This is a genomic window from Flavobacterium sp. 9AF (assembly GCF_902506265.1).
In the GTDB taxonomy this organism is placed as follows: Bacteria; Bacteroidota; Bacteroidia; order Flavobacteriales; family Flavobacteriaceae; genus Flavobacterium.
Genome location: NZ_LR733607.1, coordinates 16167 through 36546, shown reverse-complemented (window position 1 = coordinate 36546; position 20380 = coordinate 16167). Strand labels below are relative to the sequence as shown.

Here is a 20380-nt window from a genome sequence, read left to right as displayed (position 1 = left end):
TATGATTATTCTTTAGTAAAATTGTATGCTCTTTCGTTTATGATATTTCCATCTTGATCAATTTGTTTAATTTTTCTTCCAAATTCATCAAAAATATTTTTAACTACAAAACCTTTATCGTCAATTAAATGAGTAGACTCCATATATTTATTGTTTACTTTACCCATCAATTTTGTAAATTTTGGTCTTATCCAAACTTCATCTATAAAATCAGCATGGACTGGTTTAGCTATTTTTACATTACCCCCTTCATGAACATAGGAAGTAATGTGCCAATCTAAATCTTGATAATACCAATAGGATACAACATATTCACTTGGAAAGGTTCCAAAATCTATATATTCTGTACCTGCATATACTTTTTTCCCCGTTAAAGCATTACTTGTTTCTAAATAGTCTATACCATTTTCGTTCTCAAAACTATTCCTGTAAAAATTTGTATCATAATCTAAATTCCCTATTAAAACCGAATTCACTAAATTAGCATTATAATCATTATCTCTGTAAAAACTTTTAAACTCGTTTTTTTCCAAATCCTTGACAACATGTATTTTACCATTCAAGTCATATTCATATTCTATTTTATTGATTAATGAAATACCGCTTAAATTACCTCCAGAATAATATGGATTAAAACTAGTTTCTGTGTAAGTCTGATTTGTAGCCGATTTTATAGAAGATGTAGTTGCCCTTATTTTACCATCTGAAAAATACTCGTAAAAATTTGCTGAATTTAAATACCATTGCCCGTCTTCATATAACCAGTTAGATTCATTTGATAATAAGGTTTTATTCTCAGTACTAAAATTAATTAAATTAGTTAAGCCAGCTCCTGGAATAAATTCTTCTACTAAATACTTAAATTTCTTCTTTGAAACTGGAATGTCATTCTGATAATTTATAACTTCCTTAGGACGTAATACATTTAATGCATAATTAGGGTTATTCTCACCAAAATAGCTTATCACTTGTTTTGAAGTTAATATTTGAGAATAACCCTCATCAATATAACTTTTATATTTTTCAGAACGAACTTCTTTAAGAGGCATTTCTATTTTATATATTGGACGATTAATTATGCTTGTTGTTTTTGGAGTACTACTGAAATAATCACCTTGGCAGTTTGTTACCCCATTAGTATATATTCTATTTGCATTAATTGTAGCTACATAATTTACATTTTGCAAATCAAAATCATAAATAAATTCTTTTTTTTCTTTCAATGTTGACCAACCAGTTGGCCCATTTGGATCATATGCAAATTCTGCATCTTCAAATACTTCAACTTTTTCTACTAAAGGAGTACGTACAAGTGTTTTATAATTTGGACGGTATGTTGTCTTTGTTATTAAGAACAAATCGCCTATCTCAGAGCCATCTTGATTGGGTACATTTTTAATAAATTTCTTTGAAGTAACTGTTGTAAAAAAATTACCTGATTTTTGGTAATGATTTACATAATCACATTCTTGACATTGATCAGGTAATTCTTCGTTAGGAAAACTAGTGACAGATTTTATAGAAGATCCTCTCATCATAGAATTTAATGGATTAACCATATCAACTGAAAAACCAGAAAAACCTGTGTATTGGAATGTTGTAGTATAGGTAGTAATTACATCGGGTTTTTCCATAATACTAGAAATTTTTAAACCTCCTCCATACTTCCCTGAATCAGCATTTAATTGGTAATCATATTCCATTATACCTCCTAAATTATTAATAGATTTTTTTAAAACTCCTTGTTTAGCACCTAATAAATTAGGGATTCTATCTCCAGTATACACTGATTGACTACTACAAGGATTCATATTCCCATGAAATAAAGTACTATTATTACTTGCATTATAATACCCTAACAAGTCAATATTCTTAAAATTAAAACTAGGATTTGAGGCTTGTAAGTCAGCATGTAATTCAGAATAATCATAATATTCAAATTCTTTAATCTTTATTACATTTATATAAGACAATCCTTGTTCGTCATAAAAATCTTCAACATAAGGGTAATAAACACCTTTTTCTCCTTTATAAATTTTAGTCAAAAGCGGTCTATTATATGCTATCCATTCTTCATAAACCAAATGGAAAGATGTTATGATTTCATCATTTAAATTTTTTATATAAATTGCGTCTAAAATTGGCAAATAATCATTTGGTCCAGAGGAGTTGTTATAAAATATATAATCTCTATATTCAAAAGAAATCTTTTCTTTTGGAGTTATAATTTCATCTATAACCAATTTAGATTCGCCTTGATAAAAATAATCCAAATAAGTTTGAATAGGAGAAATATTTGTTGAAGTTTTATAACCACTACTGTATAAAACTCGATTATCAAAATTTTTCTCTAAATAAGACAAAAACACTTCATCATCATTATGATTCGATTTAATTTTGGAAACATAATAATCTTTAGTCTTAGTAGGGTTACCACCATTTCTATAATAATTAGCATTGCTTGGTCCTCCTATAAAACTATAAGTATAACCATTTTCTTCATTTAATTCAAAAACGACATCTTGATAATTGTTAACTCCATAATGAAGATTATTTAGGTTAAAATTAAGAGTGAAATTATCGTTACCATCTAAAAAGACAGGAGTTAATTCTACATTTCCTAAGTTTATATTTTTATCAAAAGTAAATAATCCATTTTTACCAAAAGACGAAGTGAAATCATAAAAATCTGGACTTACATCACTACTATTTCTTATTGTACTTGAATTTGTAGTATTTGATCCTATTTCATTTATATAAGTATTATCATTATAAAACCATCCTCCTTTATCAGAAGAAGGGGTAATTGTATATTGATAATCATCTGGTAGATGATTTGATTTTCTTGCTATTTTACCTATTTCATGGAAACTCCAACCTAAACCAACTATTCCAGGTGCCTCTCCTACTCTAAAACCACTATGGTTGTAAGAGATTTCTATAGGAATTATTAAGCCATCTAATTCAATATTGTATAGGTTAACATTCTCAATCATTTTATTTGATTGATTATCATTTGAAGTAAATGGGTTTGATTCATCTTGTGAATACATTCCTCCTACAACCATAAAAAAAACAAAAAGAAAATAATTTTTCATTGATTTCTATTTTAAATTTCGACTAAATCTTTTCTCTTTTGTTGACCAAATTATTATTCTAAAATCAATGAAAAACATTTAAATAATCATGTAATGAATAAGCAAATAATTATCAATCCTATATAATGATAAAGCAAGAAAAAACTAAAAGATTAATTAAAGATTCTTATAATAGCAAAAATAATCTAGTCACTCCTGAAAAAACAGAAAAAGTTTACATTTAACTAAAATTACAGAAAAACTGTAATTTTAGTTAAATGTAAACAAAAAAATTTATTTCAATGGTCGCAACGTATTACTATAAGTAATAGAAAAATCAGCAGTATCACCCTTATATTTTTTTAAAAGGTAAATAAATTTATATTTTTTTGCTTTATCGGAAGGGATAACAATTTCTTTTTTCGAGAATTGATCATAAATAAAAAGGTTGCTTTCGTTAGAAAAAGCAAAATAGTCTGCTAATTTGGTTTTTAAATTGGTTATGGGATAATTGGAATAAATAGGCTTTTCCTCTTGCTTAGCCGTTATTTTCTCTCCTTTATAACCTTGAGTTAAAATAAGTACGCTTTTATCACTTGAAGTAGCGTGATATTGTTTTAAAAAAACTTCTTTTTCTTTTTCTGAAATACTTCTAAAATCGTCTCTGTATTGTGTATTTACGTCTTTTGTTTTACACCCTAAAATAAAGACAAATAATAGTATTACAATATAAATTTGCTTCTTTTCCATACTAATATAACTTCAAAATTTAAAATATAGTATAAAAAAAGAGCCTCTTTTTAAAAAGAGGCTCTTAAGAAAACCTAACCAACTGAAATAATTTATTCTTTTATTAATTTTCTTTTTGCAATCTTGTCATCATTATTTGTAATTTTTACAAAATAGATTCCTTTCTGAATCGCTTCAATATTTATATTTTGATTCGCTAATACACGATCAAAACGTTCTACCAATTGACCTGTTACACTATAAATTTCCACTTTTTTAGCATCTAAAGATAAAGTCATACTATTCTTTGCAGGATTAGGATACAATAAAATTGTATTTTCATTTTCAAATGATGTTGCATCTAAAACTGTTTGTTGATTACCATAAATTCGGAATTGTCCAGAAGGAATCGTCACAGGGGTCGTTACATTAGTTACTGTTATAGAAGAATTATTCATTAAATCATACCAAGTTCCTGTGTAAGGAAAATTAGGATTTATAGTTAAATCGGCAACTGAAAAATTAGCCAAAATAACTACGTTTTTCAATTGTGTACTTGGCAAACTATTATCATAGACATAAATTCTTTGCTTTACATTATTTCCATCTGGACTAATCGTGTAACTACCATTGAAAACAGGTTCGTTAGTTTTTAATGCAATCATTTTAGCATACTTATTGTAGATACCACTTCTAATGGGATCTGACAGCCAATTTTCTGTCCATTGAGGTTGTGGTTTTGTATCTAATTTACAATCACCAGGAGTAGGATCGGTTTCAGAATTTACAGAACCATTATTACATGTATAGATAGAATCATCCATACCTAACTCTTGAAAATGCCAAATCATTTTTGGTCCAGGAACTAAAATACTAATTGCTCCTAAGGAAGCCATTCGATTAAGAGCATTGGTTAAGTTTCCATTTACAGGATAAGAACCGGAGCCATTACCATATGTTACGGCTTCATACATTAATCGATCTTTATCGTGACTTTCAGGATAACCCATTAATCTTTTACCCGTAAAGCCTCTACTTACATGACCTATTCTAGAAATGTCTCCATTAGTAGCAAATCCTTTAGCTAATTCTTTATAATTATAAAACATTTCTCCCCACATCATGATTCCTTTACCTTCACCAATCTTGTAATTTGCCCATTGTTGCTCCTCAGTATCAGAACCTAAATGCTCAAATATAGCATAGTGATTCGCATCCAAATTCCAGCAAAAATCAACATACTCTTTTAAAACATCAATACGATCTTGTTGATACGCATTCGTACAATTTTCATCACCACTAGTACAATTTTGAGTAAATCCTTTAGTTAAATCCCAACGGAAACCATCAATTTTATAGTTTGTAATCCAATGTTTTATAGTCCGTTTCACATAATCTTTTGTATAAGTAGAAGCATGATTAAAATCTTCTCCTACACTATATGTATGTCTTGCTACTGTATTAAAGTAAGGATTATCTGTATTTGGACTTCCCCAACCATCACCGTCTGGATCATTCATCCACATTCTCACCATGGGATTTCTTCCGAAAGCATGATTAAAAGCAATATCTAATATTACAGCTATGCCATTTTGATGGCAAAGATCAATCAATTCTTTTAATTTGTTTTCGGTTCCATAAAATTTATCCAAAGCCATATGATAAGCGGTATTGTAACCCCAACTTTCATTGCCTTCAAATTCCATTACTGGCATTAATTCTATGGCATTAATTCCTAAATTTTTAAAATAATCGATTTTATCAATAACCTCTTGGTAATTTCTATCAGCATCAAAATCACGAACCAATAACTCATATACAACTAAGTTATCCTTATTTGGCTTTGTAAAATTAGTTACTTGCCAATTATAAGGTGTTTGTCCTGTTTGAAGAACGGTTACTTCCCTTTCTTGTCCTGAAGGATAAGCATATGTTGTGGTAATTCCAGGAAAACTTGTTTCAGCAATCCATGGATCATCATAAGGTGATAAGACCAAAGTGGAACAAGGATCTGCTGTTTTTACCATTGCTTGTGAATTACTTGTAGGCGTTTGATCAACAACCCAATATTGATAAGTATATACTTGCCCCGAAGTTAATCCTGTTAATTCTAACCAAAATTTTTCTGAAGAAGTGTCTTTCTTCATAGCATAAGTTGAATTTGGATTCCAGTTATTAAAAGACCCAGCCACATAAACAAAATCCTTACCTGGAGCGTTCAATACTAAAGTAGCTTTGGTATTATCTGAAGGATTATAATTAATACCAATTTCTAATCCATTAGGCAACGCTTCTGTAATTGTTGAAGGATTAACAACTACAGCAAAATATTTTGAATTGGTAACACTACCTTGAGAAATTTGTAATTCATAATTTTTATTACTTGTTATGCTCGCATCCGTATAGTTATAAGAAGAACCAGTAAATGTATGAATACTTGATCCATTGGCAAAAAGTGTATAATTTGCATTCCCGTTTGTATTATTTGCAGTAATGTTTAGACTTCCACCAGAATTTAGAATGGTTGTACTATTTTCATACGGGCTTGTCAAATTCGTTTGAAAAGAACCAATAGGCAATTCTAAATCAATTGTTTGTTGAGAACCATTATCGCTTCTAAAAACCACATTTAATTTGGTAACACTTCCTGATGGATTGCTATAAAAAGCTAAAATTGTTGGTGTTAAATCTAATTTATATAGATTCCCAGAAACCAAAGTTAAGGCAGGTTGTGAAGTATTATTTCCCCATGAACCAATAACATTTTGCCATGGTGTGCCATTAACAGTTAATCCAGTATGTGCATAAATAGTTCCTGAATAGCTAGCCAACCCAGTTCCAGTTTTATCAAACAACAAAGTAGCAGATTGATTAGCCTCTGGAGTTCCTGCTTGCCAAGAAACTTGTGAGAAGGCAAAACAAGTAAGTAGTAAAAGAAATAGCGTAAATTTTTCTTTCATTTTTTATTTATTTTAAAGAAGAAAGGCTACCTGGGTAGCCTTACTATTATTGAGGTGTTAATGTATAAGTATATTGTCTTGGGTTAGATAAATCCAATTCTATTAGATAAGTTCCGGCAGTTGTTCCAATATTTTGACCACCGTATTCCATTGTACCATCAGCATCTGTATCTCCTAAATTGATATCCCATCCTCCATTTGCTCTAAATTTCAATCCATTATCTGGTGCCGCTTGAGTGCTCAAAGTAGCTACGACAGACCATTTCTTAGTAGTCGAGTTATAAGTCATCGGTGTATCTGTTGACCAACCACCAGCGGTTGCGTTACCTATGATTGCCCAAGTAGTTTGTGTTATATTATAAGTTAATGCCGTCGTATTAGCGGTAACTCTATAATAACCAGGAGTTACCCCAATATTATCACCAGGAGATGTTAAACCACCAGTAAAAGTTCCATCATCGCCAAAAATTCCATTATTCCAATCGGCTGCATCCGTAAATTTAAAACCATCATTTGGCGATACTTGTGTAGAAGCAAAATAAACATACCCTTCAAAATTTGTATTACCAAATCCTTCGGAAGCTAATTTAGCAGCTGTACTATGTGTCCAATTGTTTCCATATCCTGAATCTGCTTGATAGCTACCAGGAAGCCAAAGTTTAGGTAATTCAGTAGTATAAGCAGTAACACCTAAGGTAATAACATTTGAATAGGACACTAAACTTTCATTAGATCCTAATGATGCTTTAATTCTAACATCGATATCTGTAGCATTATAAGGTGTTGCACCTAAAGTTAACATTAAACCGTTCAATTCTTCAACTGTCCAAGTAACAAATCTATTTGTAGTTAAACCAGCTATTTCGTAATTTGAAAAATCTGTACCAGATAAAGCAACTTGCACCTCATAATTAACTTCTGTTTGCACAGAATATTTTGCATGATTCCAAACTAATGTTGTTGCCTCATTTGCTGCATTTGCAGGATTTAGTTCATAATCATTTCCGCTTAGAGGAGAAACTAATTGTGGGTCTACATCTGCTTGAACAGTAACTTGTTCATCATTTTCACAAGAAAAATTAAAAGCTAGTAATACTATTAGGATTGATATTTTTAATATTTTTTTCATTTTAAAACAATTTTATGTTAATAACCTGGATTTTGAGATAAATTTGGATTTGCCTGAAGCGCAGTTAATGGTATTGGAAAAACATTATAAGTTGACGGTATTGCAGTACCATTCAACGTGTTTCCTTTCCAAGGCCATAAATAACTTCCTCCAGTAAATTTACCAAAACGTATTAAATCACTTCTTCTATGCCCTTCCAGCATAAGCTCTCTACCTCTTTCATCAATTAAAAAATCAAGATTTAATTCAGAAGAAGTAATAATTGGAGCATTTGATCTTTGTCTTACTTGATTAACGTAATCAAGTGCTTCAGTCATTGAACCTCCACTTGCGCCTCTTACCACACATTCAGCAAACATAAGATAAGCATCTGCCAATCGAAACAAAGGAAAATCCGTTCCAGAAAAATCTGTTGATGCACTAGAAGACATATAATTATTATTTCTAAATTTAATAGATGGATATCCATTCATCCATTCTTTATAGTCTGTCATTTCATAAGTATGACCATTAGTCCAAAAAAGTTGAGCCCTACTATCTGTTGAAGTTCCTAAATTTCCAAATAATCCATACCATGCTTTTGTCGCTCTATGTCCTCCCCAACCTTGTGTTGCACCATAAGTGCTTAATGTCATGGTAGCACTGTTTAAGCTACCATTGACAATATAGGTTGTATTTCCATAACTTTGGCTTACTAAAGGATCAGCAATTAAAGGATAAATTATCTCATTAGATGTATTATTATCTCCCGTAAAGTTAGCTGCAAAATTATTATTTAAAGTATATCCGCCTTCAGCTATTACTTTTTTGGTATATGTCAATGCATCTGTATATCTATCAACACCTGTATATACTTGAGCGTTTAAATACAATTTTGCCAGTAGCATTCTCACTACCGCTTTATTTGCCCTTCCATAACTATTTGTTGTAGCAATTTTATCTTCAATATCTAACAATTCAGCTTCAACAAAATTAAATAAATCTAATCTAGATGCTTCTGGTAAAGGTGTTGACTCACCTACATTCTCTTCAGTAACTAAAACTCCTTTTCCAAAACAATCAATCATATAGTAATACGCTAAAGATCTTAAAAATCTTACTTCACTTACAATAGATTCTTCATTTGGAACATCAACATTATTAAGAACCACTAGCAAGTTATTACATTGCGGAACAGTATAATACACACGATTATATAAATATCTAAAAAACTTATTGTTCTCATCCCAGCTTGAAGTGGTTGTTAATTGATCCAAACCATCGTCTCCCCAACGATTTTTCATACCGTCTGCAGTAAACTCTTGCAAATTAATAATCCCTCTTAAAAAAGGAGATTCTCCTGGATCATCACTTATATCAGAAGATCCAGGTCCGTTTGGTCCAGACAAAGCAAATGATCCGTATAATTTTGACATGATACCGGTAATTGCATTCGGGTCTTTTTGTAACAATTGTTCTAATGACAATTCTACTTTGGGTTCTGTATTTAAATCATCTGTACAACCAGAAAACAATACAGAACTCAGAATAAATAAACTTAATAATTTAACTCTTTTCATATTGTATTTTTTAGAAATCCATACTTAAACCAAAAGTATAAGACTTAGGTCTTGGATAAAAATTAGTATCAATCGCATTAAAGTTTTCAGGGTCTTGACCTGAATACTTAGTGATTAAAAAAGGATTATTTAAAGCTCCATAAACCCTTAAACTTGAACTTTTTATTAGTTTGTTAAATTTATAACCTAAAATAATATTTTCACATCTTAAGAAAGTAGCATCTTCCAGAAAATAATCTGAAAAAGTGGCGTTTCCATTATAATTTTGAAACGCTGTATCGGCTTCTCCTGAATAAAAATTCAATACGTTTGATAAACTATTACTATTTGTTGGAATAGCACTATCAACCCATCCAGAAGTCAATATTCTTGAATTGTAAACCTGTCCGCCAAATTGTCCTCTCCAACTAGAACTTACATCCCAATTTTTATAATTGAAATTAAATCCAAATCCAAATGTCCAATTAGGCCTAACTGCTTTATAATATCTATCTTCATTAGTGATAACATTATCAGCATTTCTATCTACAAAAGCTCCAGGTATAACATTTCCATTTACATCATACAATTGTTCAAAAACCCAAAAAGAATAAGGTTGTAAACCTACTACATGATACGCTATATTTACTCCTGTACCAGTTGGTAAATTACCACCAGCAGGTACTCTATCAACATCTTTTAAATCGGTTACTTTTACATAACTATAACCTAAATTGGTATACACTTCTAATCTAAAATCGTCTGTTTGTATTGGTTTAAAATTTAAGTTTAGTTCAAAACCTTTCCCTTCAGTACTACCTACGTTTTTAATAAAAGTATTTTTTAACCCTTGTCCAGGTGGCAATGGAACTTCAGCCAATAAATCATTGGTTTCTTTCTTATATATATCAAAACTTCCTGATAAAAAGTTATTCTTAAAGAAATCAAAGTCAATACCTAAGTTATAGGTAGTTGTTTTTTCCCAAGTTAAATCTTCATTAAATGCTAAAGCAGAATATAAGTTAGAACCATCTAAATATTGGCTACTATTACTCCCAACACTAAACAAAGGTGTAGATGGATAAAACCCTACAGTTCCTGTGATATCTTGTTGTCCTGTTTTACCTACTCCAATTCTTATTTTCGCATCGTTCACAAAGGTAACATCAGAAAGAAAGCTTTCTTCTTTTAATTTCCAAGCTACTGCTGCTGATGGAAAATAACCCCATCTTTTATCTTCTCTAAACAAAGAAGAACCGTCTGCTCTAAAGGTTAAGGTAACTAAATATTTATTTGCTAAATCTATATTGGTTCTACCAAAAAAAGACTGCAAATTCAAAACATTGTAATATCTATTGTTTAAATTTCCTTCACTTAGCTGTACTTCTCTAATTCCTGAATTTGGATTATATCTATAGATTTCTTTATTTCCATCATTTTTAAAATTTTGATATGAATATCCACCTTGAATATCAAATTTATTTACAAAACCATCAAATGTTTTACTATAGGCTAAGTAAGAATCCATGGTTACATTTGTCATTTTTTGATTTTCCAAATAATTAAGACCAGGATTGAAAACATAATCTGCACCATTATTGATTACTCTATATGTTGCTAAAGCATTATTACTAAATACTTCGCGAATTCTAGCTTTAGAGGCATCAATCCCTAAATTCAATACGGCTCTTAATTCAGGTAAAAAATGCATTTTATAATCCATTTCAATATTACCTAAAAATCTCAGTACTCTTTCGGGTCTATTTCTTTGCTCTAGTAGTGCTAGAGGATTATACTGCCCGCTAATTGTATTTAAATATTGACTAGGATTATTTGGATGGATTGATAAATCTTGATAATAACCTCCAAATCTATTTGAAGAAGAGTAGTCATATAAAGGTTTCGTAGGATCCATCTTAATAGCTCCTCCTAAAGCTCCTCCTTCATCAATCGAATTTTTAACAACACTTATTAATCTAGCGTTAGCATCAATTTTTAAATAATCTTTAAATAATTTAGGTGATAATTTTAATGAGTAATTATATCTTTCATAATCATTAGTTTTAACAATTCCTTCATTTTTAGTATATGATACAGAAGCTCTCATCGGTAACACTTTGTACAAATTTGTTTTTGCGCTAAAATTATGATCCGTAGAAATGGCAGTTCTATAAATTGCATCTTGCCAATCTGTATCAAATAAAATTCTCCCTTCTATTACATTTGGAGTAGAAAGATCATCTGTAGCTGTAGAATTTGGATCATCTATTCCTAAAAAATTTGTATAAGTAGGATGGTATTGTTGTATAAATTTAGTAAAATCACTACCATTCATTACTTCTATTTTTTTACCCACTTTTGACACAGAAACATTTGCTGAATAATTATATTGCGCTTCTCCTGATGTACCTTTCTTAGTTGTTATGATAATTACTCCATTAGAAGCACGAGAACCATAGATTGCAGAGGCAGATGCGTCTTTTAAAACGGTAAAGCTTTCTATATCATTTGGATTAATAAACGATAATGGATTACTTACTCCTGCTTGTGTCGTATTATCAACAGGAATTCCATCTATAACAATTAAAGGACTACTATTAGCATTCAATGAAGATCCTCCTCTAATTCTAATATTTGGAGCAGAGTCAGGTTGACCTCCATTTGTTGTAATTCTTAAACCAGCCACTTTACCCGTTAATAATTGATCTGCCGATACGATAGCTCCTTTATTAAATTCTTTTGAAGTAACTGAAACTAATGAACCCGTTGCATCTTCTTTTTTAACTGATCCATAACCAATAACGACTACTCCTTCTAACTGATTTGCATCTTCTACCATATAAATGGTGATTTCTTTTTGTCCCTTATATATAAAAGTTTGTTTTGCAAAACCTACATAAGAGAAAACAATCTGATCACCATCTGATAAATTTGAGAGCATAAAATTTCCATCAAAATCAGTTGACGTACCTGATGTACTATTTGCTACTGCTATATTAACGCTTGGTAATGGGGATTGCGTGGCACTATCTAACACTCTACCTTTTAAAACGTTTTGTGCAAAAGTACCTAAAGGCAAAAATACCAGCATTATAAAAAATAGCTGTTTTTGTAATGTTTTCATACAATTTGTTTAGGGTTAAATCTTTAATTATTTTTGCTTATAATTCACTTCTAATGTTAAATTTATGTAAAAAAAGCGTAAAAAAAAATGAGCTCGTAATTACGCTGTACCGAAAACGTTTTCGTGTTGAAAACTTTATTAATACAGCTCTTTTTTTACATTAAAATTACCATACTAAAAAAAATAAGAGTACTTTTATTAAGAATATTAAATTTACAAAAAAAGCAATGAAAAGAAAAGTAACTTTAAAACAAATTGCTAAAGAATTAGATGTATCGATTTCAACGGTTTCCAAATCTTTAAAAAATAGCCCAGAAATTAGCGAAGATACGCGTTTGAAAGTTCAAGCTTTTGCAAAACTATACAACTATAAACCGAATAACATTGCCTTAAGTCTAAAAAATAAAAAAACAAAAACTATTGGCATTATCATCCCTGAAATTGTGCACCACTTTTTTGCCACTGTAATTAGTGGTGTAGAACAAGTAGCAAACGAACAAGGTTATAATGTAATTGTATGTCTTTCTGATGAATCTTTTGACAAAGAAGTAATCAACTTAGAAATGCTTGCCAACGGAAGTACAGATGGTTTTATTATGTCGCTTTCTAAAGAAACACAACAAAAGAAAGATTTCCATCATTTACAAGAAGTAATTAATCAAGGTATGCCTATTGTTATGTTTGATAGAGTTGCCAATGAAATTCTAGCAGACAAAGTTATTATTGATGATTTATTAGCAGCCTATCAAGCCGTAAACTATCTTATAGAAGAAGGCAGAAAAAAAATTGCTTTAATTACCACAGTAGATTATGTGAGTGTAGGTAAATTAAGAACTGATGGTTATCTAAAAGCTTTAACTGATCACAATATAACAATTAATGAAGATATCATTTTAAAAATAGAAGACATTGATAACTGTTCTGATGTAATTCAGAAATTAATCTTGGAAGAAGAAATAGATGGCGTTTTTGCTGTTAACGAACTCTTTGCTGTAGTTGCTATTAAAGAAGCTTTAAAAAAAGGAGTAAAAATACCCAATGAAATGGCAGTAATTGCTTTTACAGACGGTATCATATCAAAATTTTCTACCCCAACCATTACTACTGTAAGCCAGAATGGCGTTAAAATGGGAAGAAAAGCAGCAGAAATGCTAATTGAGAGATTAGAAGCTGAAGACGAAGAAGATGAAACATATCGTACTGAAGTAATTGAAACAAATCTCATTTCTAGAGAATCTACGCAAACGTGATAGTTCAATACAAATAATTAAAAATCAAACAATTAAAACAAAATAGTTGTTTTTTTTGAAGAAAAAAAAGTAGTTAAAAAAAATTTTTAGAATAAAATAAAATATATATTTGTACTCAATCAAAGCTTATAATACACTTCTACAAATTAAGTTTTGATAAGCAATAACGCTTATCGTAAATCAAATAAAATTACGATAATGGAAAAGCGTAAATTAAGTTTCTGGGAAATTTGGAACATGAGTTTCGGTTTTTTAGGAATTCAGTTTGGTTTTGCATTACAAAATGCAAATACTTCAAGAATTTTTGACACTTTGGGTGCCGAAGTGGATAAGATTGGACTCTATTGGTTAGCAGCTCCATTAACAGGTCTTATTGTTCAACCTATAGTTGGGTATTTTTCTGACAGAACTTGGACTAAGCTTGGAAGAAGAAGACCTTACTTTTTAGTGGGAGCAATCTTATCTTCAATAGCCTTATGTATTATGCCAAACTCACCTACTTTGTGGGTAGCTATTGGCACTTTATGGATTATGGACTCTTCTATTAACATCTCCATGGAACCATTTAGAGCATTCGTAGGTGACAATTTACCTGAAAGACAAAGAACTTTAGGATTTTCAATGCAAAGTTTCTTTATTGGAGCAGGTGCAGTTGTAGGATCTGCTTTACCTTATGTTTTCACAAATTGGTTTGGAATAGAAAATACTGCACCAGCAGGAATTATCCCTCCTTCTGTTAAATGGTCTTTTTATATTGGAGGAATTGTTTTCCTTTTAGCTGTGCTATGGACAGTTTTCAACTCGAAAGAATATACTCCAGAAGAATTAGAACAATTTGAAAACGATAAAGAGAATCAAAGTAATAAAATTGAAAACAGTCAATCTTTAGTTCCATTTAAAAAACAATTTAACTATGGTCTTGTTTTAACAACTGTAGGAACTATGGCTCTCACATATGTTTACTATATTAATAAACAAGAAAATAAACATAAGGAACTATACATTTTAGCAATCGGCTTATTAGTAACTGGAATACTTTTTATTATTGTATCACAACTCCGAAAAGCAAAAGTTAGAAATGGTTTCACTGTTATTGTAACGGACCTATTAAATATGCCAAAAACCATGAAACAATTAGCATGGGTACAATTCTTTTCTTGGTTTGCATTATTTGCCATGTGGATATACACGACCAAGTCTGTTACGGGTCATGTATTCAACTCTTTTGATACCACTTCAAAAGTATATAATGACGCAGCCGATTGGGTTAGTGTTATGTTTACAGTTTATAATGGAGTTGCGGCAGCAGTAGCTTTTTTATTGCCTGTTATTGCAAAAAGAACCAGTAATAAATTCACTCATATGTTAGCGTTAGTTGCAGGTGGTTTAGGACTTATTTCTATTTATTTCTTATCCGATAAAACAGGATTATTGTTAGCTATGGTTGGTGTAGGTATTGCTTGGGCCAGTATTCTTTCCATACCTTACGCTATGCTTTCTGGTGCTTTACCTTCTAATAAAATGGGATATTACATGGGTGTTTTTAACTTTTTTATTGTAATTCCACAAATTGTAGCTGGAACTATTTTAGGATTCTTAGTAAATACATTTTTTAATGACGAACCTATTTATGCTTTAATCATAGGCGGTTTATCAATGATTTTTGCTGGATTATTAACATTAACCGTAAAAACTAAAAGAAAATTGAATATTAATGAGCAATAAAACTTTCATATTTGACTTAGATGGGGTTATTGTTGATACAGCTAAATATCATTTTTTAGCATGGCAACGATTAGCTTCTCAATTAGGAATAGATTTTACACCAGAACATAATGAACAATTAAAAGGAGTAAGCCGAGTTCGATCTTTAGATATCATTCTAGCATTAGGAAACATTAAAGCATCTGCAGAAGATAAAGAAAAATGGCTTGTACAAAAAAACTCAGAATATTTATCATATATAGATTCTATTAATCAATCTGAAATTTTACCCGGTGTACTAACTGTTTTAAATTACCTTAAAGAGTACAACCAAAATATTGTTTTAGGAAGTGCTAGCAAAAACGCAAGACCTATTCTTGAAAAAACGGGTATTATCCATTATTTCAAAGCTATCGTAGACGGTAATGATGTTACCAATGCTAAACCAGATCCCGAAGTGTTTCTACAAGGCGCAAAAAGAATGGATGCAATTCCATCCAATTGTATTGTTTTTGAAGATTCTGTTGCGGGTATCCAAGCAGCTAATATCGCTCAAATGACAAGTATAGGAATAGGTGAAAAAGAAATATTACATGAAGCACATTTTGTGTTTCCCAACTTTACTTTCATCGACACAATTTTTTTAGACAATTTATTGAAAAAATAAAATGAATCAGGATTATATTATACCAAATAATTGGTCAATCATAGAAGAAGGATTTAATGCAGATCGTGTTAAATCCTCAGAAAGTTTATTTAGCATTGGAAATGGTGCTATGGGACAAAGAGCTAACTTTGAAGAAGACTATTCTGGCAACACTTTTCAAGGTAGCTATATAGCTGGTGTTTATTATCCAGATAAAACCAAAGTGGGTTGGTGGAAAAATGGGTATCCAAAATATTTTGCCAAAGTTTTAAATGCTCCTAACTGGATTGGAATAATTGTAGAGATTAATGGTGAGTCTCTAGATTTAGCTACTTGTAAAGAAATTAAGAATTTTAGAAGAGAATTAAACATGAAAGAAGGTTGGTACAATCGTTCTTTCGAAGCTATTCTAAACAACAATACACATATTCAGGTTAATGTAACTCGCTTTCTTTCCTTAGATATAGATGAACTAGGTGCGATAAAATATGAAATAACACCCGTAAACTCTGATGCAAAAGTTGTTTTTAAGCCTTATATAGATGCAGGAATTGAAAATGAAGATACCAATTGGGAAGAAAAATTTTGGGAAACATCAACTATTAAACATGATGAAAACAAAGCTTTTGTGGTAGCTCGTACATTAAAAACCAATTTTGTGGTAGCTACTTTTATGCAAAATAGTATTTTAGTTAACAACTCAAATGCAAATGTTTTACCAGTTGAAGTACATAAAGAAGCCACTAAAATTTCTTTTTCGTACGAAATAGCCGCAACAAAAGGACAAACAGTTACTATTCAAAAGTTGGGTGGTTATACTGTTTCAACAAATCACACGGAAGACAATTTAATTCTTGCGGCTAAAAAAGTTCTTGAAAAAGCAAATTCTATTGGATTTGATGGACTTCTAAACCAACAAAAAGAAGCTTGGGCAAAAATTTGGGAAATGAGCGACATCACTATTAATAGCGATGTAAAAGCACAACAAGGCATTCGCTTTAATATATTTCAATTGAACCAAACCTACTTGGGTAAAGATTCTCGATTAAATATTGGCCCTAAAGGATTTACTGGTGAAAAATATGGTGGATCAACGTATTGGGATACTGAAGCATATTGTATTCCCTTTTATATGGCAACCAAAAACCAAAATGTAGCTAGAAGTTTGTTAGAATACCGCTACAATCAATTGGATAAAGCTATTGAAAATGCCCAAAACAATTTAGGATTTAAAAATGGAGCCGCTCTATATCCAATGGTAACCATGAATGGGGAAGAATGCCATAACGAATGGGAAATTACACATGAAGAAATTCATCGCAATGGTGCAATCGCATTTGCTATTTTCAACTATCATAGATATACAGGTGATTATTCATATATTCCAGAAAAAGGTTTAGAAGTTTTAATTGGTATTGCTCGTTTTTGGTTTCAAAGAGCTACTTTTTCAAAACATAAAAACAAATATGTTATTTTAGGTGTTACGGGACCAAATGAATATGAAAACAATGTAAACAATAATTGGTACACAAATTACATTGCAAAATGGTGTATCGATTATACTTTTGATCAAATTTTGAAAGTGAAAGCCGAATATCATTCAGATTATTCTCGCATAATGCAAAAAGTAAATCTTAATGATAACGAATTAACTTCTTGGAAGAAAGTAGCCGAAAACATGTATTTCCCATATTCCGAAGAACATGAGGTTTTCTTACAACAAGATAGTTTCTTAGACAAAGAATTGGTAAAAGTATCCGATTTAGACAAATCACAACGCCCAATCAATCAAAAATGGTCTTGGGATCGTATTTTACGTTCTCCTTATATTAAACAAGCCGATATTCTACAAGGATTCTATTTTTTTGAAGATCATTTCACTAAAGAACAATTAGAAAAGCATTTCGATTTCTATGAACCATTTACAGTTCATGAGAGTTCTCTTTCTCCTTGTGTTCACTCAATTCAAGCCGCAGTTTTAGGTAGAATGGAACAAGCTTACACTTTTTATTTACGCACCTCTCGTTTAGATTTAGACGACTACAATAAAGAAGTGCATGAAGGTTTGCATATTACTTCTATGGCAGGAACTTGGATGAGTATTGTGGAAGGTTTTGGTGGTATGCGTGTTAAAAATAACTCCTTACATTTTGAACCTAGAATTCCATCACAATGGCAAGGATATTCATTTAAAATTAATTTCAGAAATCAAATTATTAAAGTAGAAGTAGGCCAAAAAGAAACTAAATTTTCTTTAGAAGGAAACCAAGCTATCAAAGTGTATGTTTTTGGTAAAGAAATAACAGTTGAACCGAACCATTTAATAACAGTATAAAACTAATAAACCTGATAGTAACATTACTCTATCAGGTTTTTTTACAATAATGAAAAAGAATCTTTTATTCATAGTATCTTTCTTTTGTTTCACAATTTCTGCACAAATAGAAAGAGTTGAACCTCCATTTTGGTGGGAAAATATGTCTCATTCAAAAGTTGAAATCTTATTTTATGGAAAAAATATTGCAACCAATACCGTAAGTGTTTCAAACGACATTACAATTTGCAATATAAAAAAAACAGAAAATCCCAATTACCTTTTTATCACTATAGACACAAAAAATACAAAAGCGCAAGAATTTGTCTTCTCATTCAAAAATAGAAATAAAACTTTTGAGCAAAAATATAGTTTAAAACAAAGGAAAGAAAATTCTCGTTTTCGAAAAGGATTTGACGCTTCGGATGCAATTTATCTCTTAATGCCAGATCGTTTTGCAAATGGCGATATTTCAAACGATAGTACAGAGGATACATCAGAGAAAAGCAACAGAAACTTTCCAGGTGGTCGTCACGGTGGAGATATTCAAGGTATTATAGATCATTTAGATTATTTTCAAGAATTAGGAGCAACAGCTATTTGGTCAACACCTTTATGTGAAGACAATGACAAACAATATTCCTATCACACCTATGGTCAATCAGATGTATATAAGATAGATTCTAGATATGGTACTAATGAAGATTATGCAAGATTGTCATCTGAAATGAAGAAAAAAAATTTAAAGCTTATCATGGACTATGTAACTAACCATTGGGGTGCTGAACATTGGATGATAAAAGATTTACCCACTTATGATTGGATTCATCAATTTCCTGGATATGGGCAAACAAATTACAGAATGACTACTCAATTTGACCCTAATGCTTCTGAAAAAGATGCTTCCTTATGTATGGATGGTTGGTTTGTAAAATCTATGCCTGATCTAAACCAAAGCAACCCATTAGTATTAAATTACTTAATCCAAAATGCTATTTGGTGGATTGAATTTGCAGATTTAGATGGCTTTCGTGTAGATACTTATTCTTATTGTGACAAAGAAGCAATTTCAAAATGGACCAAATCGATAACTGATGAATATCCTTATTTTAATATTGTAGGTGAAGTTTGGATGCACGACCAAGCACAAATGGCCTATTGGCAAAAAGACAGTAAAATTGGTGCTATTCAAAATTACAATTCCTATTTACCAAGTGTTATGGATTTCACCTTACATGACGCTATAAGTAATGCCTTTAAAGAAACCAAATCGGATTGGGATAAAGGAATGATTAAAATATATGAAAATTTTACTAATGATTTTTTATATCCTAATACCCAAAACATATTAATTTTTACTGAAAATCATGATACGCAACGATTCAATCATCTATATCCAGATTTTAATGATTATAAATTGGCCACAGCTCTTATTGCAACTATAAGAGGAATTCCTCAATTGTATTATGGTTCTGAAATAGGGATGAGTGGCAATAAAGATCAAGGTGATGCCGCTATTAGACAAGATTTTCCAGGTGGCTGGATAAATGATGCAAAAAGTGCATTTATCGCTTCTGAAAGAAATGAAAAACAACGTCAATATTTTGATTTCACCTCTAAATTATTGCATTGGAGAAAAAATAAAAGTGTCATACATTCTGGAAAAACAAAACATTATATACCTTTTAATAATGTTTACACCTATTTTAGATATAATGACCATGAAAGTGTTATGGTAATTATAAATAATAATACAGAAATCCAAACCATAGACACACAACTATTTAGAGAAAACGTAAAAAGTTATAAAATTGGAAAAGATATCCTATCCAATCAAATTATCGATTTAAATAATAACATTGTCATAAATGCAAAATCTGTTTTAATTTTAGAGTTAAATTAAAACCAA

At 30.7% G+C, this 20380-nt stretch carries 11 protein-coding genes; 5 read left to right on the top strand and 6 right to left on the bottom strand.

Annotated features, from left to right (window positions below; translation table 11 throughout):
• Window positions 1–5: 5 nt before the first annotated feature.
• The 6 genes from HALO113_RS17205 to HALO113_RS17180 form a co-directional block, all read right to left on the bottom strand.
• On the bottom strand, window positions 6–3098 hold the full coding sequence (locus tag HALO113_RS17205) for a hypothetical protein (protein ID WP_159780372.1): 3093 nt from the start codon (window positions 3096–3098) through the stop codon (window positions 6–8).
• Window positions 3099–3371: 273 nt separating this feature from the next.
• Window positions 3372–3827: a hypothetical protein gene (locus HALO113_RS17200; RefSeq protein ID WP_159780371.1), complete on the bottom strand. Its 456-nt coding sequence runs from the start codon at window positions 3825–3827 to the stop codon at window positions 3372–3374.
• A 92-nt stretch (window positions 3828–3919) separates the two neighbouring features.
• Window positions 3920–6766, bottom strand: a complete 2847-nt coding sequence (locus HALO113_RS17195) for an alpha-amylase family glycosyl hydrolase (protein ID WP_159780370.1) — start codon at window positions 6764–6766, stop codon at window positions 3920–3922.
• A 46-nt stretch (window positions 6767–6812) separates the two neighbouring features.
• Window positions 6813–7895, bottom strand: a complete 1083-nt coding sequence (locus HALO113_RS17190; RefSeq protein ID WP_159780369.1) for a SusE domain-containing protein — start codon at window positions 7893–7895, stop codon at window positions 6813–6815.
• A gap of 17 nt (window positions 7896–7912) precedes the next feature.
• Window positions 7913–9454: a RagB/SusD family nutrient uptake outer membrane protein gene (locus tag HALO113_RS17185; RefSeq protein ID WP_159780368.1), complete on the bottom strand. Its 1542-nt coding sequence runs from the start codon at window positions 9452–9454 to the stop codon at window positions 7913–7915.
• A 10-nt stretch (window positions 9455–9464) separates the two neighbouring features.
• Window positions 9465–12557 (bottom strand): SusC/RagA family TonB-linked outer membrane protein, encoded by a 3093-nt coding sequence (locus tag HALO113_RS17180; protein ID WP_159780367.1) that lies wholly within the window; start codon window positions 12555–12557, stop codon window positions 9465–9467.
• Window positions 12558–12784: 227 nt separating this feature from the next.
• On the opposite strand from HALO113_RS17180, the gene HALO113_RS17175 reads away from it, so the two are divergent.
• The 5 genes from HALO113_RS17175 to HALO113_RS17155 all read left to right on the top strand — a co-directional run bounded on the left by HALO113_RS17175 (window position 12785) and on the right by HALO113_RS17155 (window position 20374).
• On the top strand, window positions 12785–13807 hold the full coding sequence (locus tag HALO113_RS17175) for a LacI family DNA-binding transcriptional regulator (RefSeq protein ID WP_159780366.1): 1023 nt from the start codon (window positions 12785–12787) through the stop codon (window positions 13805–13807).
• 198 nt (window positions 13808–14005) lie between these two features.
• Window positions 14006–15532 (top strand): MFS transporter, encoded by a 1527-nt coding sequence (locus HALO113_RS17170; protein ID WP_159780365.1) that lies wholly within the window; start codon window positions 14006–14008, stop codon window positions 15530–15532.
• The gene (gene pgmB, locus HALO113_RS17165) at window positions 15522–16178 is read left to right on the top strand and encodes a beta-phosphoglucomutase (RefSeq protein WP_159780364.1); all 657 of its coding nucleotides are present in this window, start codon (window positions 15522–15524) and stop codon (window positions 16176–16178) included. Before HALO113_RS17170 ends, pgmB begins: the two co-directional genes overlap by 11 nt.
• 1 nt (window position 16179) lies before the next feature.
• On the top strand, window positions 16180–18492 hold the full coding sequence (locus HALO113_RS17160) for a glycoside hydrolase family 65 protein (RefSeq protein WP_159780363.1): 2313 nt from the start codon (window positions 16180–16182) through the stop codon (window positions 18490–18492).
• A gap of 49 nt (window positions 18493–18541) precedes the next feature.
• Window positions 18542–20374, top strand: a complete 1833-nt coding sequence (locus HALO113_RS17155; protein WP_159780362.1) for a glycoside hydrolase family 13 protein — start codon at window positions 18542–18544, stop codon at window positions 20372–20374.
• Window positions 20375–20380 lie beyond the last annotated feature (6 nt).

Coding starts and splice junctions, on each gene's coding strand:
- HALO113_RS17190 (WP_159780369.1), bottom strand. CDS start 7,895: ATGAAAAAAATATTAAAAATATCAATCCTAATAGTATTACTAGCTTTT.
- pgmB (WP_159780364.1), top strand. CDS start 15,522: ATGAGCAATAAAACTTTCATATTTGACTTAGATGGGGTTATTGTTGAT.
- HALO113_RS17155 (WP_159780362.1), top strand. CDS start 18,542: ATGAAAAAGAATCTTTTATTCATAGTATCTTTCTTTTGTTTCACAATT.
- HALO113_RS17160 (WP_159780363.1), top strand. CDS start 16,180: ATGAATCAGGATTATATTATACCAAATAATTGGTCAATCATAGAAGAA.
- HALO113_RS17200 (WP_159780371.1), bottom strand. CDS start 3,827: ATGGAAAAGAAGCAAATTTATATTGTAATACTATTATTTGTCTTTATT.
- HALO113_RS17205 (WP_159780372.1), bottom strand. CDS start 3,098: ATGAAAAATTATTTTCTTTTTGTTTTTTTTATGGTTGTAGGAGGAATG.
- HALO113_RS17195 (WP_159780370.1), bottom strand. CDS start 6,766: ATGAAAGAAAAATTTACGCTATTTCTTTTACTACTTACTTGTTTTGCC.
- HALO113_RS17180 (WP_159780367.1), bottom strand. CDS start 12,557: ATGAAAACATTACAAAAACAGCTATTTTTTATAATGCTGGTATTTTTG.
- HALO113_RS17175 (WP_159780366.1), top strand. CDS start 12,785: ATGAAAAGAAAAGTAACTTTAAAACAAATTGCTAAAGAATTAGATGTA.
- HALO113_RS17185 (WP_159780368.1), bottom strand. CDS start 9,454: ATGAAAAGAGTTAAATTATTAAGTTTATTTATTCTGAGTTCTGTATTG.
- HALO113_RS17170 (WP_159780365.1), top strand. CDS start 14,006: ATGGAAAAGCGTAAATTAAGTTTCTGGGAAATTTGGAACATGAGTTTC.